The organism is Thioalkalivibrio sp. AKL12 (genome assembly GCF_000377925.1).
Classification (GTDB): domain Bacteria; phylum Pseudomonadota; class Gammaproteobacteria; order Ectothiorhodospirales; family Ectothiorhodospiraceae; genus Thioalkalivibrio; species Thioalkalivibrio versutus.
In genome coordinates this window covers 114,521-133,835 of sequence record NZ_KB898898.1, presented here as the reverse complement: position 1 = coordinate 133,835, position 19,315 = coordinate 114,521, and the positions used below count along the sequence as shown (strand labels likewise).

Below are 19,315 nucleotides of genomic sequence, written 5' to 3'. Positions count from 1 at the left end.
ATCAGTGTTTCCCTAGGTGTGGAGTCTCACGAGGTTGTCCTCGGGTAGGCCGAGGATGCTGATGGGTGGTTGTTGGTTCAGGCTACCGTGTGGACGGTGCCAGTTGTAGTCATGGATCCATCGGGGAAGATGGTTTTTGCGTTCCTTTGACGTGGCGTAGGTGAAGGCATAGGCCCACTCGCGCAAGGCGGTCTGGATGAAGCGCTCGGCCTTGCCGTTGGTTCGGGGCGTGTAGGGCCGGGTGCGACGGTGGCGGATCCCCAGTCGTCGGCAGGCCTGACTGAACGCCCGGGCGTGATAGCAGGGCCCGTTGTCGGTCAGCACCCGCCGGATGGTGATGCCCAGGGTCGCGTAGTAGCGCACGGCCGCTTCCAGGTGGGCGATCGCATCCCGGGCCCGCTCGGCGGGATGGATCTCGCTGAAGGCGATGCGCGAGCGATCGTCGATCGCGACATGCACGTACTCATAGCCCACACCGATGGAGTCCTTGGCCCGGACCCCGGTCCTCCGGTGCCCGGGATGGCGGAAGCGGGCCAGCTTCTTGATGTCGAGGTGCAACAGGTCGCCGGGATGCTCGTGCTCGTAACGCCGCGGCGGCTCGACCGGCTCCAACGCCGCCAGGCGGTTCAGCCCCTCGCGCCGCAGGATGCGGCTGACGCTGGCGCGCGAGACACCCACGAACCGGGCGATCCGATCCATGGTCCAGCGTTGCCGGCGCAGGGCCACAACTTGACGCTGACACCTACGCGGCGTTCGACGCGGCTGACGCCGAGGCCGGGAAGAACGATCCAGGAGGCCGGCAGGGCCCGCCTCCTGGAACCGTTGCACCCAGCGGCGCACGACTTTCGGGTCCACGTCACAGGCGCGGGCCGTGGCTCGAATGCTCCAGCCTCGATCCACGACACAACGGACCATCCGCTCTCGACCGCGCGGTCCAAACAAGGCATTTTGGTGAAGGTTCACGGGGCGTCCTCCTTGGAATGGCTAAGTCGGCAAACTCAGCATCCTTCGGAGTCGCCCCGTGGACAACCTATTGAGAGATCACACCTAGGTGTACTGGTGAGCGGCGCGCGCGAGGTCGCTGGCCACGCGCTGGCGCAGGTCGGCGGGCGCCAGCACCTCGACGCCCGGGCCGTGGCGCAGGATCTCCTGGACCAGCTCGGTCGGGTCGGCGTAGGGAATACGGAGGCGATACGCGTCGCCCTCGTATTCGCCGATCTGCTCCGGGTGCCAGATCTCGTCGGCGACCCAGCGGGCATGTTCCGGGGTGAAGCGCAGCACGGCCCATTCCTGTGCGGGACCGGTGAAGATGCCAAAGGCGTCCCCGGTATGAGCATCCAGGGTCGCCTCGTCGATGGAGCGGTAGGCAGACTCCACCGGCTGCGCCGAGCGGATGCGCTCCAGGGCGAAGGTGCGCAGGTCCCGGGCCTGCTCGCACCAGGCGATCAGGTACCAGTTGTCGCGGTAGTAGAGCAGGCGCTGCGGGTGCACGACGCGACAACTCGCGGCGTCCCGGGCACGGCCGTGATACTCGATCTCGACGGGGTGCTCGTCCAGGGTCGCAGCGGCCACGGCCTGAAAGCTTTCGCCGCGGCTGCCGCGCTGGGCCAGCGGCTGGATGTGGATGCGGCGGCGCACGGTGTCCGGCTGGTGCCCGCCGCTGGCGAGCAGCTCGCGGATGCGGCCCTTCAGCGGCCCCAGCGTGGGCGCCAGCAACCCGGGCTGCACGTCCTCCAGGAGTTGCTCCATGGTCAGCAGCGCCAGCAGCTCGGATTCGTTGAACCACAGCCCCGGCAGCTCGAACGCCGGGGCATCCTGCGCGTAGCGGTAGCCATTGGCCTGGGCATCGTATTCGATGGGCGCCTGCATGAAGTCGCGCATGTATTCGAGGTCGCGCTTGACGGTCGCGCGCGAGACCTCGAGACGCTCCATCAGGTCCGCCAGCGAGGGTGGCCGCCGCCCCTGCAACAATCGGTGCAGGTGAAAGATGCGCTCGGCGCGGTTCACGGGCGGGCCAGAGATCGATGCATGCCCGGGGACGCTACCCATTCGCCCGGGCACCCGCAAGCGACGCGCCGGGGCGCCGGATGCCCGCCGGGTCGCTTGCGGCGCTTGCGGGCGACCGTCCCGGTGGTCAGTGGAGGCGCCGGCTGACGCGGATGATCTCCTCGTCGGAGGCGAGGATCTCGCGCTGGAAGCCATGGCGTTGGGCGAGCGCGAGCATGCCGCCGTTGTGGCGCAGCACCTCGCCAAACAGTTCGCGCAGGCCGGCGTTGCGGGCCGAGTCGATGACGGCCTCCATCAGGAGGCTGCCCACGCCGCGGCCCTGCCAGGCGTCACTGATGACCACGGCGAACTCCGCGCTCTCGCCGTCGGGTTCGGTGGTGTAGCGGGCGACGCCGACCTGCACCTCCCGGCCCGTGTGGTGGTCGACCGCGATAAAGGCCATCTCGCGGTCGTAGTCGATCTGGGTGAAGCGCACGAGCATCTCGGGCGTGAGTTCGTCCATCGAGCGCATGAACCGGAGATAGCGGGACTTCTCCGACAGACTGCGCACGAATTCCTGCTCGATGGCAGCGTCCTCGGGCCGGATCGGCCGGAGCTCGAGTTCATGGCCGTCGCGGGTGGTGACCTTCCGGGCCATGTGGCCGGGATAGGGGTGGATGGCCATGTGCGCGTAGTCACGGCCGTCGTGCGCGGGATCGGCCAGTTCGATGCGGGCGTCCACGGCCATCACGCCGTTCTCGCCGGCCTGCAGGGGGTTGATATCCAGCGCGGCGAGTTCAGGCAGCTCGCAGGCCATCTCCGAGACCCGGAGCAGGACCTGTTCCACCGCGCCCTCGCGCACCGGGGGCGCGCCGCGAAAGGTGCCAAGGGTGCGCGCCGCGCGAGTCTGCGCCATCAGGCGCCGGGCCAGCGAGGGGTTCAGCGGCGGCAGGGCGACGGCCTGGTCGCCGATGACCTCCACCGCGGTCCCGCCCAGTCCGAAGGCGATTACCGGGCCGAACACCGGGTCGCGCGAGATCCCCACCAGCAGTTCGCGAACATGCCCGACCTCGGCCATGCGTTCCACGCTGACGCCTTCAACCTCGACCTCCGGGAATTGCTCGTGGATCTGGTCGAGCATCTCCTGGGCCTGCTGGCGCACGGCCTGCACGCTGCGCAGGTTGAGTCGTACACCGCCGAAGTCGCTCTTGTGGGTGAGGTCGGGCGCACTGATCTTGAGCGCGACCGGGAAGCCCAGGGTTTCGGCGGCCAGCATCGCGTCGGCCGGGTCGTGGGCGAGGATGCTGGGACTGCAGGGGATGTGGAAGGCGGCCAGCACGGCCCGGGACTCGCGCATGCTCAGGACCCTGCGGCCCTGGCTACGTGCGTGTTGCAGGATCAGGCGCGCGCCCTCGATATCCGCGGGCTGGTCATCGCTGCGGGGTCCGGGGACCTGCAGCAGCATGCGCTGGTTGCGTCGGTGTTCGATCAGCCAGGCGAAGGTCTCGACCGCGCCTTCGGGTGTGCGGAACTGGGGGATCCCTTCCGCGTCGAAGCGATTCCGTGCGCGGGCCACCAGCGGGTCGCCCATCCAGCAGGCCAGCACCGGCTTGTGGCTTTTGCGGGCCTGTTCGATCACGGCCTCGGCACAGGCGTCGGGGTCGGTCATGGCCTGCGGGGTGAGCAGGACGCTCGCCATGTGAACCCCGGGGTCCGCGAGCACGATGCGCAGGGCTTCGCCATAGCGTTCGGGGGTGGCGTCGCCGAGGATGTCCACCGGGTTGCCATGCGACCAGTGGGCGGGCAGCAGGGCGTTGAGCGCCTCCAGTGTGCCGTCGGTCAGCGTGGCCAGGTTCAGGCCGAGGTCGGCGGCCCGGTCCACGGCCATCACGCCGGGTCCGCCGCCGTTGGTGAGGATGGCGAGATCCTCGCCGCGCAGGCGCACGCCGCTGGCCAGTGTCTGGGCTGCGGAAAACCACTGCGACACGCGCTCCACCCGGACCACGCCGGCGCGCTGCAGGGCCGCGTCGAACACCGCATCGGAGCCCATCATCGCCCCGGTATGGGTGGCGGCCGCCTGGGCGGTGGCCGCATGGCGAGCGGACTTGAGGACTACCACGGGCTTCATGCGCGCGGCGGCGCGCAAGCCCGACAGAAAGCGCCGCGTGTGGCGGATGCCCTCGACGTACAGCAGGATGCCCTGGGTCTCGGGGTCCACCGCGAGGTAGTCCAGCAGCTCGCCGAAGTCGACGTCTGCGGCGTCGCCGGTCGAGGCCACGCTGGAAAACCCGATGCCGGTGGGCTCCGCCCAGTCCAGGACGGCGGTGATCAGCGCCCCGGAGCTGGAGATCAGCCCGAGCTTGCCGGGCAGCGCCTGGTTGTGGCTGAAGGTCGCGTTGAGCCCGATGCCCGGGCGCATGATGCCCAGGCAGTTGGGGCCGATCAGGCGCATGCGGTAACGCTGCGCGATCTCGACGCATTCCTGCTGCAGGCGTTCGCCCTCTCGGCCGGCTTCGGCGAAGCCGGCCGAGAGGATGACGGCGCCGCGCAGGCCCGCCTCGCCACAGTTGCGCAGGATGCCGGGGACGGCCCGAGCCGGGGTGGCGATCAGCGCCAGGTCCACCATGTGCTCGCCGGGTTTCAGCTCGGGCACGCAGTGCAGGCCCTGTACCTCGGCGTATTTGGGATTTACCGGGAGCAGGGTGCGCTTGAAGCCGGCCGCCAGGAGGTTGGCCAGCACCGTGCGGCCGACGCTGCCCTCGCGTTCGGATGCGCCGAACACGGCGACACCGCGCGGATTGAACAGCTTGTCCAGGATATGGGTTCCCATGCATGCTCTCGGTTATGACGTGCCAAGTGTCTTCATAACATGAATCTAGCGTTCTTCTCGCCGGACGCCGGCCTTGAGCACGACAATGGTCCCGGCCACCCGGAATGTCCGGAGCGGCTGAGCGCAATCCGTGACCAGCTGGTGGCCAGCGGGCTGGATCCGTGGGTCCTGCATCGCGAGGCGTTCCCGGCGACGCGGGCGGACCTGCGCCGGGTTCACACACGCGACTTTATCGACACCATCCAGCAGCACGTCCCGGAAGGGGGGCGGGTGATGCTGGATGGCGACACGGCCCTGTCGCCGGGGAGTCGCGAGGCCGCGTTGCTGGCGGCCGGCGCGGGCATTGGCGCGGTGGACTGGGTTATGGGGGCGGCGAACCGGCGGGCCTTCTGCGCGGTGCGGCCGCCGGGGCACCACGCCCGTGCCGACCGGGCGGCCGGGTTCTGCCTGTTCAACAACGTGGTGATTGCCGCCCGCCATGCACAGGAGCGCCATGGTGTGGGGCGCATCGCCATCGTCGACTTCGACGTGCACCATGGCGACGGCACCGAGTCCCTGGTGGCGGGTGATGACGCCATCCTGTTCGCTTCCGCCTTCGAGCATCCGGCTTATCCCGGGTCGGGCATCCCGCCGCTGGCCGACAACTGCCTGAATGTCCCGGCACCCGGCGGATCGTCGGGGGAGCAGTGGCGCGACGCGGTGGCTGGGGCCTGGTTCGATGCGCTGGACGCCTTTGCCCCGGAACTCGTGCTGATCTCCGCCGGATTCGATGCCCATCGCGAGGACGAGCTCTCGCGCCTGTTGCTGGCCGAGGATGACTACGCCTGGATCACTCGTGAGCTGGTGGCCCTGGCCGAGCGTCACGCCGATGGGCGCGTGGTCTCCATGCTGGAGGGTGGCTACGCCCTGAGCGCCCTGGGACGCAGTGTGGTGGCGCATATGCGTGTCCTTGGTCCGTTCTGAGCAGGCCCGCGCACACTTCTGACCCGTAGCGGGGCGAGGGGCGGGGCCATCGGCACGCGAGTCCCTGCCTCGGTGACTTCGGGTGAACGATGCGCCCGGCGCGGTTCATCGGAATCAGTGAAGTGGTGGGTGCTTCCGAAACATCAGGTGGAGGACATGCCCCTTGGCCGCGTTGCGAGTCTTTTTCGTGGGGCGGGGGGCTCCTGCTGGGCCTTGTGCACAGGTGACTCGCCGCTGGCGGTTGCGCTGTGGGTCGGCTGGTCGGCCGGAGTGCGGGCGGCAATGGCGCTTTTCAGGGTTTGCAGCGTTAACTCTGGATCGGTTTGCCATTGGGGGTGCCTGGGCGTCCGGGCGTGGCTGCGGCGCCCTGCGCTGGACGGTAATGCCTTCGAGGCAGGCCTCCAGGATCAGGTTCCGGATGGTTTCGTGGACGGTGTCGCGGCTATGCGGGCCGCAGCAATCGGTCGGGGCAATGATGCCCGAGTCCAGCAGATCCCGGAGTTCCTGCCCGCGCCACTCGGCCACGACCCGGCGGGAGTGATCGTCGATGATCCGCAGCGAGGGGTCGGGGTTTTCAAGCCATGCGTCGAGGGTGAACATGTTAACTCCTTGCAAACGAGAACGATTCGCATTTATGTTCCTCGAAGGGGAGGCTGGAGTCAAGCAATGAATCGCAGTTTTTGCGGCAAGATGCGGATCCTGTGATCGCTCCGCGTCTCCCGGGCTTCTTTTGGAGCTATGGGATGGTGTTCGATCAGGGGTGGTCGAGCCGCACGAGCAGGCGTCGGGCATTGTCCGCCAGTGGCGGTGAGCGATGGACCGCCCCCAGGCCTGCGCAAGTGGGTGAGCGCTCGCCTTTCATGAGGATGACGGCCCCGGTATCCAGCGTCACCGGCGGATGCCCCCCGAGAACGCCCTCGTTGTCGCCACAACGCAGCCGGTCCCGGTTCACGTAGCGATCGTCTGCATATTCGGTCCCGGGTCCGGTGTAGCTGCAGACCATCCGCAGGACGTTGTTGTCGACATGGAACATCGGACACGGTTGACCGTGCAGAACCTCGAGCTGGATGCGAACGCTGAGCGCGTGGGCGGCCACCGCGAAGTTGTGTGCCAGCCGCTCGAGGTCGTATGCCAGACGGTGGACCCTGAACGGGGACAGGGCGGTGTGCTCCAGAAGCCGTTCACGCACTTGGTCTGGCCGGCAGCAGGTGTTCAGGACCATGTCGCTTTCACTTGCGGCTAGTGCGCGGGCCTGCTCCTGCAACGGTGCATTCATGCACCGCCGCCATATGAGGGCATTCACATCGTTGCGGTGAATGCCCTTGAGCTCGGCAGCCCGGTCAACAAAGCGGTGCCGCGAACGCGCCGCGGCTGGTGGCGAGGTTTGAGTAGCCGTCATGCGGGAACGTCCGACCGAGTGTCGCTGGCGGCCGGGGCTTCCGCCTCGCGCTCCGCGGCCTCGGGCCCCAGGTGCCAGACCGGGAAGGGGTCCGCGTAGCTCAGCCAGCGTTCTGGACCGGCTGTCATCTCGTCGTCCGTCAGGAGACATGCGTCGAGACGCTTGCGCATCGCATCCGCGTCCATGTGGATGCCGATCAGCACGATTTCCTGGCGCCGGTCGCCGAAATGTTCATCCCAGACGGGAGCGATTGCGGTTGCCCACCAGTCTTCGTCGGTCGGACGCTTTTCGGGGGGTACGGAGGCCCACCAGAACCCCGCGGCGTGGTGAGTCAGCGCGCCGCCAGCCTGAGACAGGGTGCCGACCCAGTCGGGGCGCGAGGCCAGCCAGAACCAGCCCTTGCTGCGGATGATGCCGGGCCACTCCTCGTGCAGGAGGGCGAAGAAGCGCTCCGGGTGGAACGGCCGATTGACGCGGTAAACGATGCTGGAGATGCCGTATTCCTCGGTCTCCGGGGTATGTCCACCCATCATTTCCTGGGCCCAGCCGGCGGCCTGGGAGGCGCGGTCGAAATCGAAACGCCCGGTGCCCAGCAGTTGCTGCGGCGATACCTTGCCGTGGGTGGTCTCGATGACCTTGGCTTCGCGGTTTAGGGCGCGCACCACACCGCGCACGGTATCCACCTGATCCGCCGAGGCACGGTCCATCTTGTTGAGGATGATTACGTCCGCGAACTCGATCTGGTCCACCAGCAGGTCGACCACCGTACGTTCGTCGTCTTCACCCAGGGACTCGCCGCGCTCGCCCAGGAAGTCGCTGGAGGCGTAATCCTGCAACAGCGCGCCGGCGTCCACGACCGTCACCATGGTGTCCAGACGCGCCACGTCGTCCAGGCACTGGCCATCCTCGTCGCGGAAGGCAAAGGTGGCGGCCACCGGCATGGGTTCGGAGATGCCGGTGGACTCGATCACGAGGTGATCGTACTGGCCGGATTCGGCGAGACGGCGAACCTCGACCAGGAGGTCGTCGCGCAACGTGCAGCAGATACAGCCGTTGGTCATCTCGACCATGCGGGCGTCGGTGCGGGTAACCGCATCCTGACCGCCACGGATCATGGCGCTATCGATATTCACCTCGCTCATGTCGTTGACGATCACGGCGACGCGCAGGCCTGCCTGATTGTGCAGGATATTGTTTAGCAGGGTGGTCTTGCCGGCTCCGAGAAAGCCGGAAAGGACGGTAACGGGCAGACGTTTCATGGTGCCTCCTGATATTCGGTTGCGGGCAGTGTTCGGGGCTATCGGCTGTAGACGTGTTCGGTCTTTTCCTGGCGTTCCTTGACCTCGATGCAGAGGGTCGCCGTCGGGCGTGCCAGCAGGCGGGGCAGACCGATCGGTTCGCCGCTTACCTCGCAGTAGCCGTAATCGCCGGTTTCGACGCGGAACAGGGCCGCATCGATCTTTCGGAGTAGGCGGCCTTCGCGCTCCTGCACCCGCATCGACAGAAGACGCGACTCCTCCATTGCCGCCCGGTCGAGCTCGTCCGGGGTGCGTTCGTTGTCGCGCAGTCCGTCCCGGGCGCCCTCCATGTCGGCCAGGATCTCCTCGCGCATGTCGAGCAGGCGCTCGCGGAAGTACGCAAGCTGGGCCTCGTTCATGTAGGCCTCGTCAGGCATGGCCAGCAGTTCGTCACGGGTCATGGGGTTCCGTCGGTTGCGCGTGGGATGTTATACCATAACGTTTCGATTGAGCCCCGACAACACGGATCGGCCACCGTCCTGTGATGGGGTCGACCCGCCTGCAACAAGGTGTCTTATGTCCTCTAAATGTGTGTCTCCGGTCTCGCCGGATAGGGAAACCTCCGCGCCGGATCCGCTACCGGATATTGCCGCGTCGGCTGCTACGCACGCCTCCGCGCTCGACTGGGTGGGTATGGAAGACATCACCCTTCCGCTGTATCTGACCGGCCAGCCAGTGATCGCCCGGGCTAGCGCGGGAGTGAGCCTCGACGACGCGGGCGCGCGCGGCATCCATATGTCACGGCTCTACGGGGCCCTGCGACAGCTGGAGTCTCGTGAGCTGGACCTTGCGCGGCTGTGTGGCGTGCTCGAGGCGTTTCTGGCTTCGCACGATGGCCTGTCCAGCGTGGCCGAGGTTCGTCTGGCCGGGGAGCTGCCGCTGGAACGGCCGGCCCTGGTCAGTGCCGCCGCGGGCTGGAAGCGCTACCCGTTCAGGATCGCTGCACGCAGCGAGTCCGGGGCGGTGTCCCTGGAACTGGAGGTTCAGGTGGGCTATTCCTCCACCTGTCCCTGCTCCGCCGCCCTGGCGCGGCAGGCGATCCAGGAACAGTTCGACCGTGACTTCACGCGAGCGGCTGTGGATGCGGCAACCGTGCGCGAATGGCTGGGCCGGGCCGAGGGGATTGTCGCGACCCCCCACAGCCAGCGCAGCGAGGCAACCGTCACGGTCGGTCTGGAACCGCTGGTATCAACGCTGCCCCTGCCCGATCTGATTGATCGCGTGGAACAGGCGCTGGGCACCGCCCTGCAAACGGCGGTAAAGCGCGTCGACGAGAAGGCCTTCGCGCTCGCCAACGGCCGCAACCTGATGTTCTGCGAAGACGCCGTACGGCGCCTGGACAGCGCCCTGCGCCCGGAGTACTCCGCCCGCGGCTATCGCGTCCAGGTCCGCCACCGCGAGAGTCTGCATGCACACGATGCCGTCGCGCGGGTCGTGCGTCTGCCGTCAGCGGAACGCTGAAGCAGCCAGTCGGACCGTGGACCGCCACAAGGCGGTGGGGTTGGTCAGGCATCTGCCACGTCGCTTTTCGGCAAGTGTGTGGACACGTAAAAAAGCCGCCGGATACGCAATCCGGCGGCAATGCTTACGGAGGTTGGAGAGACCAAAGGCAGGAAGTCACCTTTCGTCCTGGCGACACACAGCTGTCCGGGCTGCGCATCTAAATGAGAATCATACGCACTTGCGGTGCATTGTCAAACGGACTGAGGCCTGTTCGGGCCCAGGGTGACGATGGCGTAGCCCGTGCTACGGCCCGGACGGCACTGACTGCGGGGTGCCTGCCGCGTCGGGCAGGCTGCGATGCCGGTCGGCCATCGGCTCGGCCGCGATCAGGTAATCCGCCCCGTGCCGGAGGCCCTCCTTGCTTCGGGCCAGCGGCAGGGCGGTTTCCCGCAGCGCCTCGATCTTCTGGTGCATGGCCTTTGCCAGGCTATCGTCATTGAAGTGCGACAGCTGGCGCAGGCACAGGTCGAGCTGGCCGTTGACGAAGCGCTCGCGGTAGTGAATCGGGAAATAGCGGACATCCAGAACTCGGAAGCCGGCGATCCCGAGATGGCGCATGACCCAGGACGAAGGGTATTCGCGATAGGGGCGGTTCCCCGCGAGCAGCAGGCAGGCATCCCGCAGGCGACCGATTTCGCGCACGATGCGGTCGGACTCGGTCTTGGGTTCGGTCATTACATAGGGTTCCACGCCGACGAGATACAGCCGCTCGCCCACGTGGGGTCGCAGCCGGTGCAGTGCGCGGTCCTGCCAGTAGGGGGCGAAGCCTTCGATCGCGCCGATGAAGTAGTCGAGCAGGACGGTATCGAAGCGTTCACCAAACAGCAGCTGCTCCGACATCCAGTTGCCGACCATGATGCGGTCCTGGCGGCGACGGGCCGTGCCCGCTGCCTTCTTCACGGTCGTCGCCATCTGATTGGAGGCAGTTACGGCCGTCCAGCGCTCGGTGTCCAGGCCGCATATCCATTCGACCGACTTCCGCCCGGTTCCGGCATCCAGAAAACTGCCCCAGGGACGCTCACCCTGGAGCTTCTCGATCGCCTGGAAGATCGGCGAATCCGCTGCCTTGGCGGTCGATGAAGTCGTGTGGGAGCTTTTCTTGTGCGTAGTTTTGAGAGGCATTTTTCAACTCCTGGGTCGGCCCTCGAATTGAATAGGCCGAGGGCCGTCAGTTCAGCGCCAGATCGCGACCATGCGGGCGACGAGAGCGAGTACGACGTTCACCAGTACGAGTACCGGGGCGAAGGGCTGGTCCAGCGGGAGGCTTAGACTCCAGGCGATCAGGAATCCTGCCAGGGCGAGCGACTGCGCCCACAGGAAGTGGCCGCGAAGGTCGCGCGCCAGATGGGCGGCGCCCCAGGCTGGGAGCAGCAGGCTGGCTAGCGCGGCTGGCAGGCCCAGGACCATGCTGCCGAGCACGATCGCCGCCACCAGCCAGGCAATCTCCGTCAGGCGCAGCCATGCTGCCGGGGCGCGCTTGGCGGGCACGTCGGGGGCGAGCTGAGCATGGCGCCATACCTTCAGCAAGCCGGGTACTAACATGAGACTGGCGAGTGCCAGTGCCGCAACAGCCCAGAGTTCCTGCGGTCCCGCGAAGTACAGCTGACCCTCGGCCCAGGCCGCGGCGGCGAGGCTGGCCTGCGAGAAATTGGCCGCGAGCAACGTGACCGCGGCCAGTCCGGCTAGGAAAACGGCAAGCGGTAGACGCTCGCGGTCCGGAGTGCGTTGCAGCAGCGCCATTACGCCAGCGCCTAGGGCCAGTGCCACGGGCAGTACCGGCCAGTGCAGCACGGAGGCCAGGACCCCGCCGGCCGCCGCCCATTGGCCAAGTGCCAGTGCCTGCCAGACTGAGCCGCGCAGGAACAGCCCGGCTCCGGCCAGCGCGAGTACAGCCGTGACCAGCAGCCCGGCGACGAACGGAACGAGCAGGAGGTCACCCAGCATCGAAGTAGCCCTCTAGTGGGTGGTTCTCCACGCCGATGGCTCGCAGGAAGTCATCATCGTGGCTGGTCATGACCAGTGTCGCGTTGGCTGGAAGTGCGGCGATCAGGTCGACGGCGTCACCCCGCACCTCGGCGTCAAGGTGGTTGGCCGGCTCGTCCAGCAGGACCAAGCGCTCACGTGACGGTTGTGCGCTGCCGCTGTGCAACGCGGCGGCGAGACGCAGGAGTTGCCACTGACCGCCGCTCAGGCGGTCGAGCCGGCGATCGAGCAGTGCCTGTATGCGGGGTTGATCCGGAGTATTTGCCCCCATCGCCCGGAACCAGTCGTGTCCGGACAAGGGCCAAGGCTGTCGCCGGGGATGGTCCTGTCCCAGCAAGCTGACATCAACATTGGGTGCGAGGTGCAGCCGGCCGCCATGCACCCGTGCCTGGCCCGTAACGGCCTTCAGTAGCAGGGATTTGCCAACGCCATTGGGGCCGGTCAAGGCCCAGCGCGCACCATTGGGTATATCAACTGACAATGGCCCCAGCACCGGACGATCAAATCCGAGCCGGGCGGACTGCACGCTCAGGATGGCAGGGGTGGCGTTCGGCGGCATGTGGGCTCGACAGAGTTGGGAAGGCGCAAATGATAACGGACCCGGAAAGTGACTTTCCGGGTCCGAACCTTCAGCAGGCTTGTGCCGGCAGGTTACCGCTGGGGCAGGCTTTGCGCCCAGGTGGTCATCAGATCCAGATAACCCTCCAGCGCCGAATCGGCGCGCGGATCCAGCGGCACGGCATGGGTGGGCCAGCCGAGATTGCGCTCCAGGAACTCGGCGCCGCGCGGCGGCTGGAATTCGGCGTACAGGACGGTGCCCTCGGTGCCTTCGAGATCACTGACCAGGCTGCGCAGGTGGCGCGCGGTCGGCGGGATGCCCGGGGCGGGTTCGAGGTAGCCGACGATCTCCACCGGCAGCCATTCTTCCAGGTAGTCGAGATCCTCGTGATACACCACGATGCGCTGATCCGGTTCTACCTGTTCGGCCAGGGCCTCGGCATGTTCGCGCAGGCGTTCGGCGGTACGTTCGGCGCGCTCCATGAAGGTGTCGGCTTGGTCGGGGCGGAGCTCGCCCATGCGCGCGCCCAGGGCTAGAGCGAGTTCGGCCATACGCAAAGGATCGGCGTTGAAGTGCGGGTTACCCTCTTCATGCACGTGGCCCATGTTCGGTCCGTCCATGGTGATGGAGCGGCGCAGTTCGATCATGTCCGCCGATCGGAAGTGCCCCGGTTGGCCGGAGTTGATGGCGCGGTTGCTGGCGCCACGCTGGGCGGCCGGCAGCCAGCCTTCCTCCAGGCCGGCGCCGATCTCGAGCAGCATGTCGGCCCGGCGCAGGGCGGCCATGAAGCTGGGGCGGGCGTCGAGGTAATGGGCATCGCGGTCCGGCGGTGCGAGCACGCGGACCTCGGCCTCGTCGCCGCCAATCTCGCGGGCCAGGGCGCCCAGGGTGGAGGTGGTGGCGACGATGTTCAGTCCGGCGGCGGCCTGCGACGGCAGCAGGATGAGGGTAAGCGCCACCACCGAGGCAACAGCGGCGAGCGTACGGGTGATACGGGTGCGAGTCTTGCTAAAAAACATGCGGGACTCCTGGTGATAACGGGATACGGATGGGGTCGGCAGGGCATCAACGGTCCTGCCGACCCTGAACAAGGCAATACGGATCAGAAGCGGTGGGCGCCGTGGGCGCCGAGGGCCACGTTCAGCTGCAGCATGAACTCCAGGCCGCGGTCGCGATGGCCATCGTCATCGATGAAGTCGTTCTGCGACAGCTGCGCCCGGAGGAACACCGGCTCCACCGGGCGGAAGGTCACCTGGGCGGAGTGGCGATAGGAGGTGCCGAAGGACTCGCCGTCGCCGCGGCCGACGTCGTTGGTCAGACCCAGGGCTTCGGCGCGCAGGCCGGCCTCCCAGCGCGGTGCGAAGCCGTAGACGCCCTGGACGTAGATACCGTCCTGCTTGTTCTTGAATGACTGTTCGTTACGGACGAAGCCTACCGGTCCGTTGCCATCGGCTTCGAAATTCACGTCGCGGCGGTCGACGTCGATCTCGCGGTAGAAGTACTCGCCCTGCAGGCGCCAGTCGCCATGGCCGTAGGCGCGGCCGGCACTGTATTTGTAGACCGCATCCAGACCGGCGAACCAGGCGCTGCCGTCCCAGTCCTCGAAGCGCGTCGAGTGCTCGTCGGTCACCTGATAGCTGCGGGCGTAGCCACCGGAGACGCCGAACTGCGCGGCGTGGTCCGGACCGAGATCCGGCCCGATCTTGGCAAAGGCGGTGACCAGACGCGGCCCGGAGCGGTCGCGCAGGATGCGCTCTGTACCGCCCTCTGCCGACTGGCTGCCCTCGTAGTTGGCGATGCCGCTGGTTTCGCCCTGCAGTAGTTCCACCCCTAGTTGGGTGTAGGTTTCGGTAGGGGCGAGCCAGGTGGCCTGTACGCCGGTTTCCTGCAGGCCGTGGTCCCCGAACAGGTACTCGTTGACCAAGGGGCGGTCGACGAAGTCCCAGTCGTGCCCGTGGCGGCTGTTGATGTAGCCGATGTCGGACAGGAATTTACCGGCCTTGACCTGGAAACCGCCGGGCAGGGCACGGGTGGTCAGGTAGGCCTCCTCGACCTCGATATCGCTGTCGTCAAAGCCCAGAATCAGGACGCCGTCGAACAGGTCGCCCAGTTGCGCGTTCAGTGCGAGCTCGGAATGTCCCATGTTGAAGCCGTCGTCGAAGCCATGATCGTGGTCATGGCCATGGTCATGACCGTGGTCGTGGCCATCGCTGAAGCCGGCGGGCGAATCGTTACCGTGCGAAAGCTCGTTGTAGTAGACGCCCTCGAGAATCAGGGACACATCCAGGCCCCAGGAAGAGTTGTCGTCACCGGCGGTCCATTGCGCCGCAGCGGCTCCGGGGGCGGCGAGGGTCAGGGCGGTCAGGCCGGCGAGGACCGGGCGGGAGTACGGAGTGCGAGGCATTTTGGGCTCCTGGTTGCGCGGCAGTCTGCTGTTCTGGGCAGTGCCAATCAACGGAAATGGACTGTTATAGCGTAACGAAACGCTAATAAACGTTATACAATAACAATTCGCGATTCAACCCTAATCTTGCGGGCCGGTGCGGTGCCGGTCAGTCGCGTGGAAGGCCAGCGAGGGCGAAGGCGTTGCGCCAGGGTTCCAGCTTCTCGGTCAGGCTGAGGCGGGCGTTGGCGGGGCTGGTGGAGGGCAGGCGCAGGGCCTCGACGCCCAGGGCGCGGGTCTCGCGGATGCGCCGCGCGCTTTCGGCGCCGTTGTGGATGATCACGCGCAGGTCCGGGGCCTCGCGGGTCAGCCGGGCGAGATCGTTGGGGACCGGGGCGCGGATGGCGCTGTCCAGACTCCCCTCGCGCGAGCAGGCGCCGTACACGTCCCAGAGGCCCACGCCGTGGTCGAGCAGGCGCTCGATGCGCTCGGGGTAATCCATTTCCGGGAAGGGCTCGCCGAGGATCTGCCCGACAATCGGCCAGAACTGGTTGCGCGGGTGGGCGTAGTAGGCCTGGGCCTCCAGCGAAGCGACGCCGGGAAAGCTGCCCAGCACGATCAGGCGGGTGTCCGCACGAAGGATGGGCGGGAACGCCTCAAGGGTCGGTGCGACGTGTGTCACGGGAGGGCGGGTCGAGAGGGCCAAGCGCAGATAAAGGCGTCAGGCGCGGTCCTGCTGACCCCGGCGGCAGTCCCCGCACTGGCCATGCAGCTCCACCATGCGCGAGTCGATGGCGAAGTCCTGGGCCTCGGCCTCGTGCTCCAGCGCCTGGCTGGCCGGCTCCGGGGTGTGGAACTCGGTGATCTGGCCGCAGCCGTCGCAGATCATCAGGGCCGACTCGTGGCGCTCGCCGGGGTGCGAGCAGGCGACGAAGCCGTTGAGGCTCTCGATACGGTGGATCAGGCCCTGCTCGAGCAGAAAGGCCAGGGTGCGGTACACGGTTGGCGGCTTGATGCTGTGATCATCGGAGGACAGCGCGTGGATCAGGTCGTACGCCTTGATGACGCCCTCGGTGCGCAGGATCTGCTCCAGGATGCGCCGGCGCTGCTCGGTCAGGCGTGCACCACGGGTGGCGCAGACGCGTTCGGCGTCGGCCAGGGCCTGTTCGATGTCCGGCGTCTTGGTCTCGGCGGCGGCAGTCATGCGCCTAGGATAGCCCAAACGATCACGGTGCCCGTAACCGCCTCGCTGATCAGGCGGGTTCGGCGGCGCGGGTGGTTTCGGTGTCGGGCTCGGTTGGATGGGTCGCCTCGGGGCGCGCGAAGACCTCGGCGGACCACCGGGCGCGTTCGGCGGCCGGCTCGATGTCGCGGGCGACCATGTGTGCATCCACCGCGAGGATGCGGTGGTCCAGGCCTTCGCCGTTGGCAATCTGGATGGCGAGCCCGGGCCGGGCGTTGAGTTCCAGGATCAGCGGCCCGCGGTCGGCATCGATCACCACGTCCACCCCCAGGTAGCCGAGCTCGCTCAGCTCAAAGCAGCCGGCGGCCAGTTCCATCAGCTGGTCCCAACCGGGGATTTGCAGACCGACAATGCTCTTTTCGCTGTCGGGGTGCTCGCGGCAGGGCCGGTTGTAGCGCACGCCACCGATGGTGCGGCCGGAGCCGAGGTCAATGCCCGTCCCCACGGCACCCTGGTGGAGGTTGGCCTTGCCGTCGGAGTCATGGGTCGGCAGGCGCATCATCGCCATCACCGGGTAGCCGCGATAGACCACGGTGCGGATATCCGGCACGCCCTGGTGCGAGACCTCATCGAAGATCGAGGAGAAGCGCACCCGCTGCTCGATCATTGCGGCGTCCGGTTGGCCACCCAGGCTGTACATGCCCGAGAGGACGTTGGCGATGTGATCGTCCAGTTCGCTCAGCTCCATGGCGCGGCCACCAGCCCGGCGTGGCCGATCGCCGCGCCAGCCGTCGATCACCAGGATGCCGTCGCCGCCCGCGCCGTGGGCGGGCTTGATGACGAAGCCGTCTTCATAGTTCCGCAGCTGCTGCCGCACGTCGCGAATCTGGCGCAGGGTGCGCACGACGCCGTACAGGTCTGGCACCGAGAGTCCGGCATCCAGGGCGAGTTGCTTGGTCTGCAGCTTGTCGTCCACCCGCGGGTAGAAGCGCCGTCGGTTCCAGACGGAGATGTAGCGGGCATTGCGGGTGTTCATGCCGACAATGCCCTGCTCCTTCAACAGCTTGGGGCGCACGAAGCGCGGCAGCCAGGCGGGCATCAGTCGGTCCTCCGCATCGCGTCCTGGATGCGTCCGAAGCGGAACAGTTCGGTCAGGCGATAGCCGGTGTAGCGTCCCAGAAGCAGGGTCACGGCCAGCAGCACCAGCAGCAATTCCGGGAACAGGAATAGCAGGTGCTCCAGCTGGCGGTTGGCCATCAGCCCGTAGGCCGCGGCCGCGACGACCAGGCTGCCAATCCCCTGGGTGATGGCATCGGCGGGGCCGTGTTCTTCCCAGACCACTGACATGCGCTCGATGGTCATGGCGAGGATGACCATCGGGAACAGTGACAGCGCCAGGGCGCGCTCGAAGCCGAGCTGGTGCGACAAGATGCTGATGCCGAGCATGAGCATGATGACCACGCTGACGACCGCCGCCAGGCGCGGGACCAGTAGCAGTCTGAGGTGCTCGAGGTAGAAGCGCACCACGAGACCCAGCGACACGATCAGCGTGAACAGGATGATCCCGGCCATGAGCTGGGTCTCGCGGAAGGACAGCGCGATCAGCACCGGCATGAAGGTGCCGAAGGTCTGTACGCCGATCACGTTGCGCAGGAAGACGATAATCATCGCGCCCAGTGGCACCATCAAAAGCACCCGATAGGTGTTCTGCGTGCCCAGCGGCAGGTTCAGGGTGGAGAAATCGAGGAAACGACTGTCCAGGGTGTCCCCGAAGCGCTGGATGGTCGCCAGGGCATCCTGCACCCCGCGCGCCACCGCAAAGCGGACCTCTGCGTTCTCGCCGTGCGTTATCTCCAGGAGTGGGGCGTCGCCGTGCGACCACACGACCACATCGGCGGGGTACTCGATCTCGCCGCTCTCCGGGTCGATGGGCACCCAGCGCCGCGTGTTGTGGACCTCCAGCCAGGTCTGCGGCTCGATGTCGCGGCGCCCGTCGACCAGGCGCAGGGCGGTCACCTGCCGGGCCGGGATGCGTGCGGTGGCCAGCAGCTCGATCAGGGTCTCGGCCCGGCGGGTTCGATTGTCGGTGCTCTCGATGAACACGGCCGCATTTGAAGCGGGTGCGGCGTTGGCGAGGTCGTTTACCAGCACCGAGGCAAAACTCTGGATATCCGATGAGCGCCCGCGGACGTCGTCGATCAGCGCCTCGGCCGCCGAACGGAAGGGTTCGGCCCAGTCGGGCACGGCCACCGGCCCCGGGTAGTCGGCCTCGGAGCGGTCGTTTCCGTCACGGTAGAGCGTGGCGCGATAGTAGAGTACTTGCTCGCCGCGTGGCTGGCGTGTGGTCCACTGCGCCAGACGATCCTCCGTCTGGGTGATGGTGTTCAGGCCGTAGCCACGGGATACGAAGCCTTCGTCCAGGATGGAGAAGTTCGGCAAGCGGTGAGGGATCCGAAGCTGCACCGTGGTGGCCTCGCCGGTGGCCTGGAAGCGCACGCGGGCCTCCACCTGCCAGGTCTCGGCGGTGGCGTCCGGCTGCAGGGGCATCCCCAGCGCGCTGACCTTGTAGGCGAAGACCCCGAGTCCGATCGCGCTCAGCAGCACGATCAGGATCGGCAGGTGGAAACGCTTCACTGGTCATCCGTCGCGCAGTCGGGCGCGCGCAGGTGCTCCGCGCCGGAATCCACCAGGATGTGCCCGGCCATGTGGCTGCGCCCGATCAGGGCCTGGTATTTCAGGGCCGTGCGGTCGATCAGGCTGGTGTCGGCGCTCAGGAGCTGGTCGCCGATACAGAACTCCATGCGCACCACCGGGCGTTCCTGCGAGTCTCCGCTGTGCCTGCGAATGCGCACGATGCGCTCGATCGGCCGCTCCAGGGTGATGCGCGCGTCCTCATCGTCCGGGTCGATGATCTCGAAGCGGATCCAGTCCTCGCCGTCCTTCTCGAAGCGTTCCTTGTTTAGCGCGTTCAAGGAGGAGGAGGTTGCACCGGTATCCATGCGCGCCTCCAGCACGACGTCTTCCTCGGCGATGCGGACGTTCTCCACTACACCCAGGATGGCCATGGCCCCCCCCGACTCCTGGGCCCCTGCGGATTGCGTCAGGAAGGCCAGGACGAGCAGCATGGTCGGCAGGATGGATTGGGTTAAGCTGGAACGACGGGCGGCTGGAGCAGTCACGCAGTTTCCTGAAGGTTACAAAACACTGAAGTGTAGCTGATCACGCTTG

General features: G+C 67.0%; 19 protein-coding genes. 2 read left to right on the top strand and 17 right to left on the bottom strand.

The window, feature by feature from the left end:
- Positions 1–12 precede the first annotated feature (12 nt).
- The 3 genes from D579_RS14245 to D579_RS0109735 all read right to left on the bottom strand — a co-directional run bounded on the left by D579_RS14245 (position 13) and on the right by D579_RS0109735 (position 4,816).
- Complete coding sequence (locus D579_RS14245) at positions 13–963, bottom strand: IS481 family transposase (RefSeq protein WP_081621715.1); 951 nt, start codon at positions 961–963, stop codon at positions 13–15.
- 84 nt (positions 964–1,047) lie between these two features.
- A complete protein-coding gene (locus D579_RS0109740; RefSeq protein WP_018951879.1) occupies positions 1,048–2,007 on the bottom strand; it encodes a YafY family protein in 960 nt (319 codons plus the stop codon).
- A gap of 127 nt (positions 2,008–2,134) precedes the next feature.
- A complete protein-coding gene (locus D579_RS0109735) occupies positions 2,135–4,816 on the bottom strand; it encodes a GNAT family N-acetyltransferase (protein WP_018951878.1) in 2,682 nt (893 codons plus the stop codon).
- Positions 4,817–4,855: 39 nt separating this feature from the next.
- On the opposite strand from D579_RS0109735, the gene D579_RS0109730 reads away from it, so the two are divergent.
- Positions 4,856–5,779 carry a histone deacetylase family protein gene (locus D579_RS0109730; RefSeq protein ID WP_018951877.1) on the top strand — a complete coding sequence of 308 codons (924 nt, stop codon included), beginning with the start codon at positions 4,856–4,858 and terminating at the stop codon, positions 5,777–5,779.
- A 114-nt stretch (positions 5,780–5,893) separates the two neighbouring features.
- Here D579_RS0109730 and D579_RS14810 read toward each other — a convergent pair whose 3' ends face one another.
- From D579_RS14810 to dksA, 4 genes are all read right to left on the bottom strand, one after another.
- A complete protein-coding gene (locus tag D579_RS14810) occupies positions 5,894–6,379 on the bottom strand; it encodes a hypothetical protein (protein ID WP_081618756.1) in 486 nt (161 codons plus the stop codon).
- A gap of 154 nt (positions 6,380–6,533) precedes the next feature.
- A complete protein-coding gene (locus tag D579_RS0109725; protein ID WP_026287956.1) occupies positions 6,534–7,178 on the bottom strand; it encodes a DUF1826 domain-containing protein in 645 nt (214 codons plus the stop codon).
- Positions 7,175–8,437, bottom strand: a complete 1,263-nt coding sequence (gene zigA, locus D579_RS0109720; protein WP_018938332.1) for a zinc metallochaperone GTPase ZigA — start codon at positions 8,435–8,437, stop codon at positions 7,175–7,177. The genes D579_RS0109725 and zigA overlap by 4 nt, the downstream gene beginning before the upstream one ends.
- Positions 8,438–8,475: 38 nt before the next feature.
- A complete protein-coding gene (gene dksA / locus D579_RS0109715; protein WP_018938331.1) occupies positions 8,476–8,877 on the bottom strand; it encodes an RNA polymerase-binding protein DksA in 402 nt (133 codons plus the stop codon).
- Positions 8,878–8,992: 115 nt separating this feature from the next.
- On the opposite strand from dksA, the gene folE2 reads away from it, so the two are divergent.
- Entirely contained in the window at positions 8,993–9,937 is a 945-nt protein-coding gene (gene folE2, locus D579_RS0109710) for a GTP cyclohydrolase FolE2 (protein WP_081621714.1), read from the top strand.
- Positions 9,938–10,222: 285 nt separating this feature from the next.
- Here folE2 and D579_RS0109705 read toward each other — a convergent pair whose 3' ends face one another.
- From D579_RS0109705 to D579_RS0109660, 10 genes are all read right to left on the bottom strand, one after another.
- Complete coding sequence (locus D579_RS0109705; protein ID WP_018938329.1) at positions 10,223–11,101, bottom strand: hypothetical protein; 879 nt, start codon at positions 11,099–11,101, stop codon at positions 10,223–10,225.
- A 51-nt stretch (positions 11,102–11,152) separates the two neighbouring features.
- Positions 11,153–11,923, bottom strand: a complete 771-nt coding sequence (locus D579_RS0109700; RefSeq protein WP_018938328.1) for a metal ABC transporter permease — start codon at positions 11,921–11,923, stop codon at positions 11,153–11,155.
- On the bottom strand, positions 11,913–12,521 hold the full coding sequence (locus D579_RS0109695; protein WP_026287955.1) for an ATP-binding cassette domain-containing protein: 609 nt from the start codon (positions 12,519–12,521) through the stop codon (positions 11,913–11,915). Before D579_RS0109695 ends, D579_RS0109700 begins: the two co-directional genes overlap by 11 nt.
- A 92-nt stretch (positions 12,522–12,613) precedes the next feature.
- Positions 12,614–13,540 (bottom strand): metal ABC transporter substrate-binding protein, encoded by a 927-nt coding sequence (locus D579_RS0109690; protein ID WP_018951876.1) that lies wholly within the window; start codon positions 13,538–13,540, stop codon positions 12,614–12,616.
- An 83-nt stretch (positions 13,541–13,623) separates the two neighbouring features.
- A complete protein-coding gene (locus D579_RS0109685) occupies positions 13,624–14,925 on the bottom strand; it encodes a hypothetical protein (protein ID WP_018951875.1) in 1,302 nt (433 codons plus the stop codon).
- Positions 14,926–15,073: 148 nt separating this feature from the next.
- Positions 15,074–15,586 carry a DNA-deoxyinosine glycosylase gene (locus D579_RS0109680; protein WP_018951874.1) on the bottom strand — a complete coding sequence of 171 codons (513 nt, stop codon included), beginning with the start codon at positions 15,584–15,586 and terminating at the stop codon, positions 15,074–15,076.
- 39 nt (positions 15,587–15,625) lie between these two features.
- Positions 15,626–16,108, bottom strand: a complete 483-nt coding sequence (locus tag D579_RS0109675) for a transcriptional repressor (protein WP_018144752.1) — start codon at positions 16,106–16,108, stop codon at positions 15,626–15,628.
- Between the two features lie 49 nt (positions 16,109–16,157).
- Positions 16,158–17,186 (bottom strand): alpha-L-glutamate ligase-like protein, encoded by a 1,029-nt coding sequence (locus tag D579_RS0109670; protein ID WP_018951873.1) that lies wholly within the window; start codon positions 17,184–17,186, stop codon positions 16,158–16,160.
- Entirely contained in the window at positions 17,186–18,721 is a 1,536-nt protein-coding gene (locus D579_RS0109665; RefSeq protein WP_018951872.1) for an inactive transglutaminase family protein, read from the bottom strand. Before D579_RS0109665 ends, D579_RS0109670 begins: the two co-directional genes overlap by 1 nt.
- Positions 18,718–19,266 carry an ATP-dependent zinc protease gene (locus D579_RS0109660; protein ID WP_026289497.1) on the bottom strand — a complete coding sequence of 183 codons (549 nt, stop codon included), beginning with the start codon at positions 19,264–19,266 and terminating at the stop codon, positions 18,718–18,720. The genes D579_RS0109665 and D579_RS0109660 overlap by 4 nt, the downstream gene beginning before the upstream one ends.
- Between the last annotated feature and the right edge of the window lie 49 nt (positions 19,267–19,315).

Bases quoted from the DNA above. Each gene is read 5' to 3' on its own strand.
- D579_RS0109705 (WP_018938329.1), bottom strand. From the start codon at position 11,101: ATGCCTCTCAAAACTACGCACAAGAAAAGCTCCCACACGACTTCATCG.
- zigA (WP_018938332.1), bottom strand. From the start codon at position 8,437: ATGAAACGTCTGCCCGTTACCGTCCTTTCCGGCTTTCTCGGAGCCGGC.
- dksA (WP_018938331.1), bottom strand. From the start codon at position 8,877: ATGACCCGTGACGAACTGCTGGCCATGCCTGACGAGGCCTACATGAAC.
- folE2 (WP_081621714.1), top strand. From the start codon at position 8,993: ATGTCCTCTAAATGTGTGTCTCCGGTCTCGCCGGATAGGGAAACCTCC.
- D579_RS0109685 (WP_018951875.1), bottom strand. From the start codon at position 14,925: ATGCCTCGCACTCCGTACTCCCGCCCGGTCCTCGCCGGCCTGACCGCC.
- D579_RS0109695 (WP_026287955.1), bottom strand. From the start codon at position 12,521: ATGCCGCCGAACGCCACCCCTGCCATCCTGAGCGTGCAGTCCGCCCGG.
- D579_RS0109700 (WP_018938328.1), bottom strand. From the start codon at position 11,923: ATGCTGGGTGACCTCCTGCTCGTTCCGTTCGTCGCCGGGCTGCTGGTC.
- D579_RS0109730 (WP_018951877.1), top strand. From the start codon at position 4,856: ATGAATCTAGCGTTCTTCTCGCCGGACGCCGGCCTTGAGCACGACAAT.
- D579_RS0109725 (WP_026287956.1), bottom strand. From the start codon at position 7,178: ATGACGGCTACTCAAACCTCGCCACCAGCCGCGGCGCGTTCGCGGCAC.
- D579_RS0109735 (WP_018951878.1), bottom strand. From the start codon at position 4,816: ATGGGAACCCATATCCTGGACAAGCTGTTCAATCCGCGCGGTGTCGCC.
- D579_RS0109690 (WP_018951876.1), bottom strand. From the start codon at position 13,540: ATGTTTTTTAGCAAGACTCGCACCCGTATCACCCGTACGCTCGCCGCT.
- D579_RS14810 (WP_081618756.1), bottom strand. From the start codon at position 6,379: ATGTTCACCCTCGACGCATGGCTTGAAAACCCCGACCCCTCGCTGCGG.
- D579_RS0109675 (WP_018144752.1), bottom strand. From the start codon at position 16,108: ATGACTGCCGCCGCCGAGACCAAGACGCCGGACATCGAACAGGCCCTG.
- D579_RS0109670 (WP_018951873.1), bottom strand. From the start codon at position 17,186: ATGCCCGCCTGGCTGCCGCGCTTCGTGCGCCCCAAGCTGTTGAAGGAG.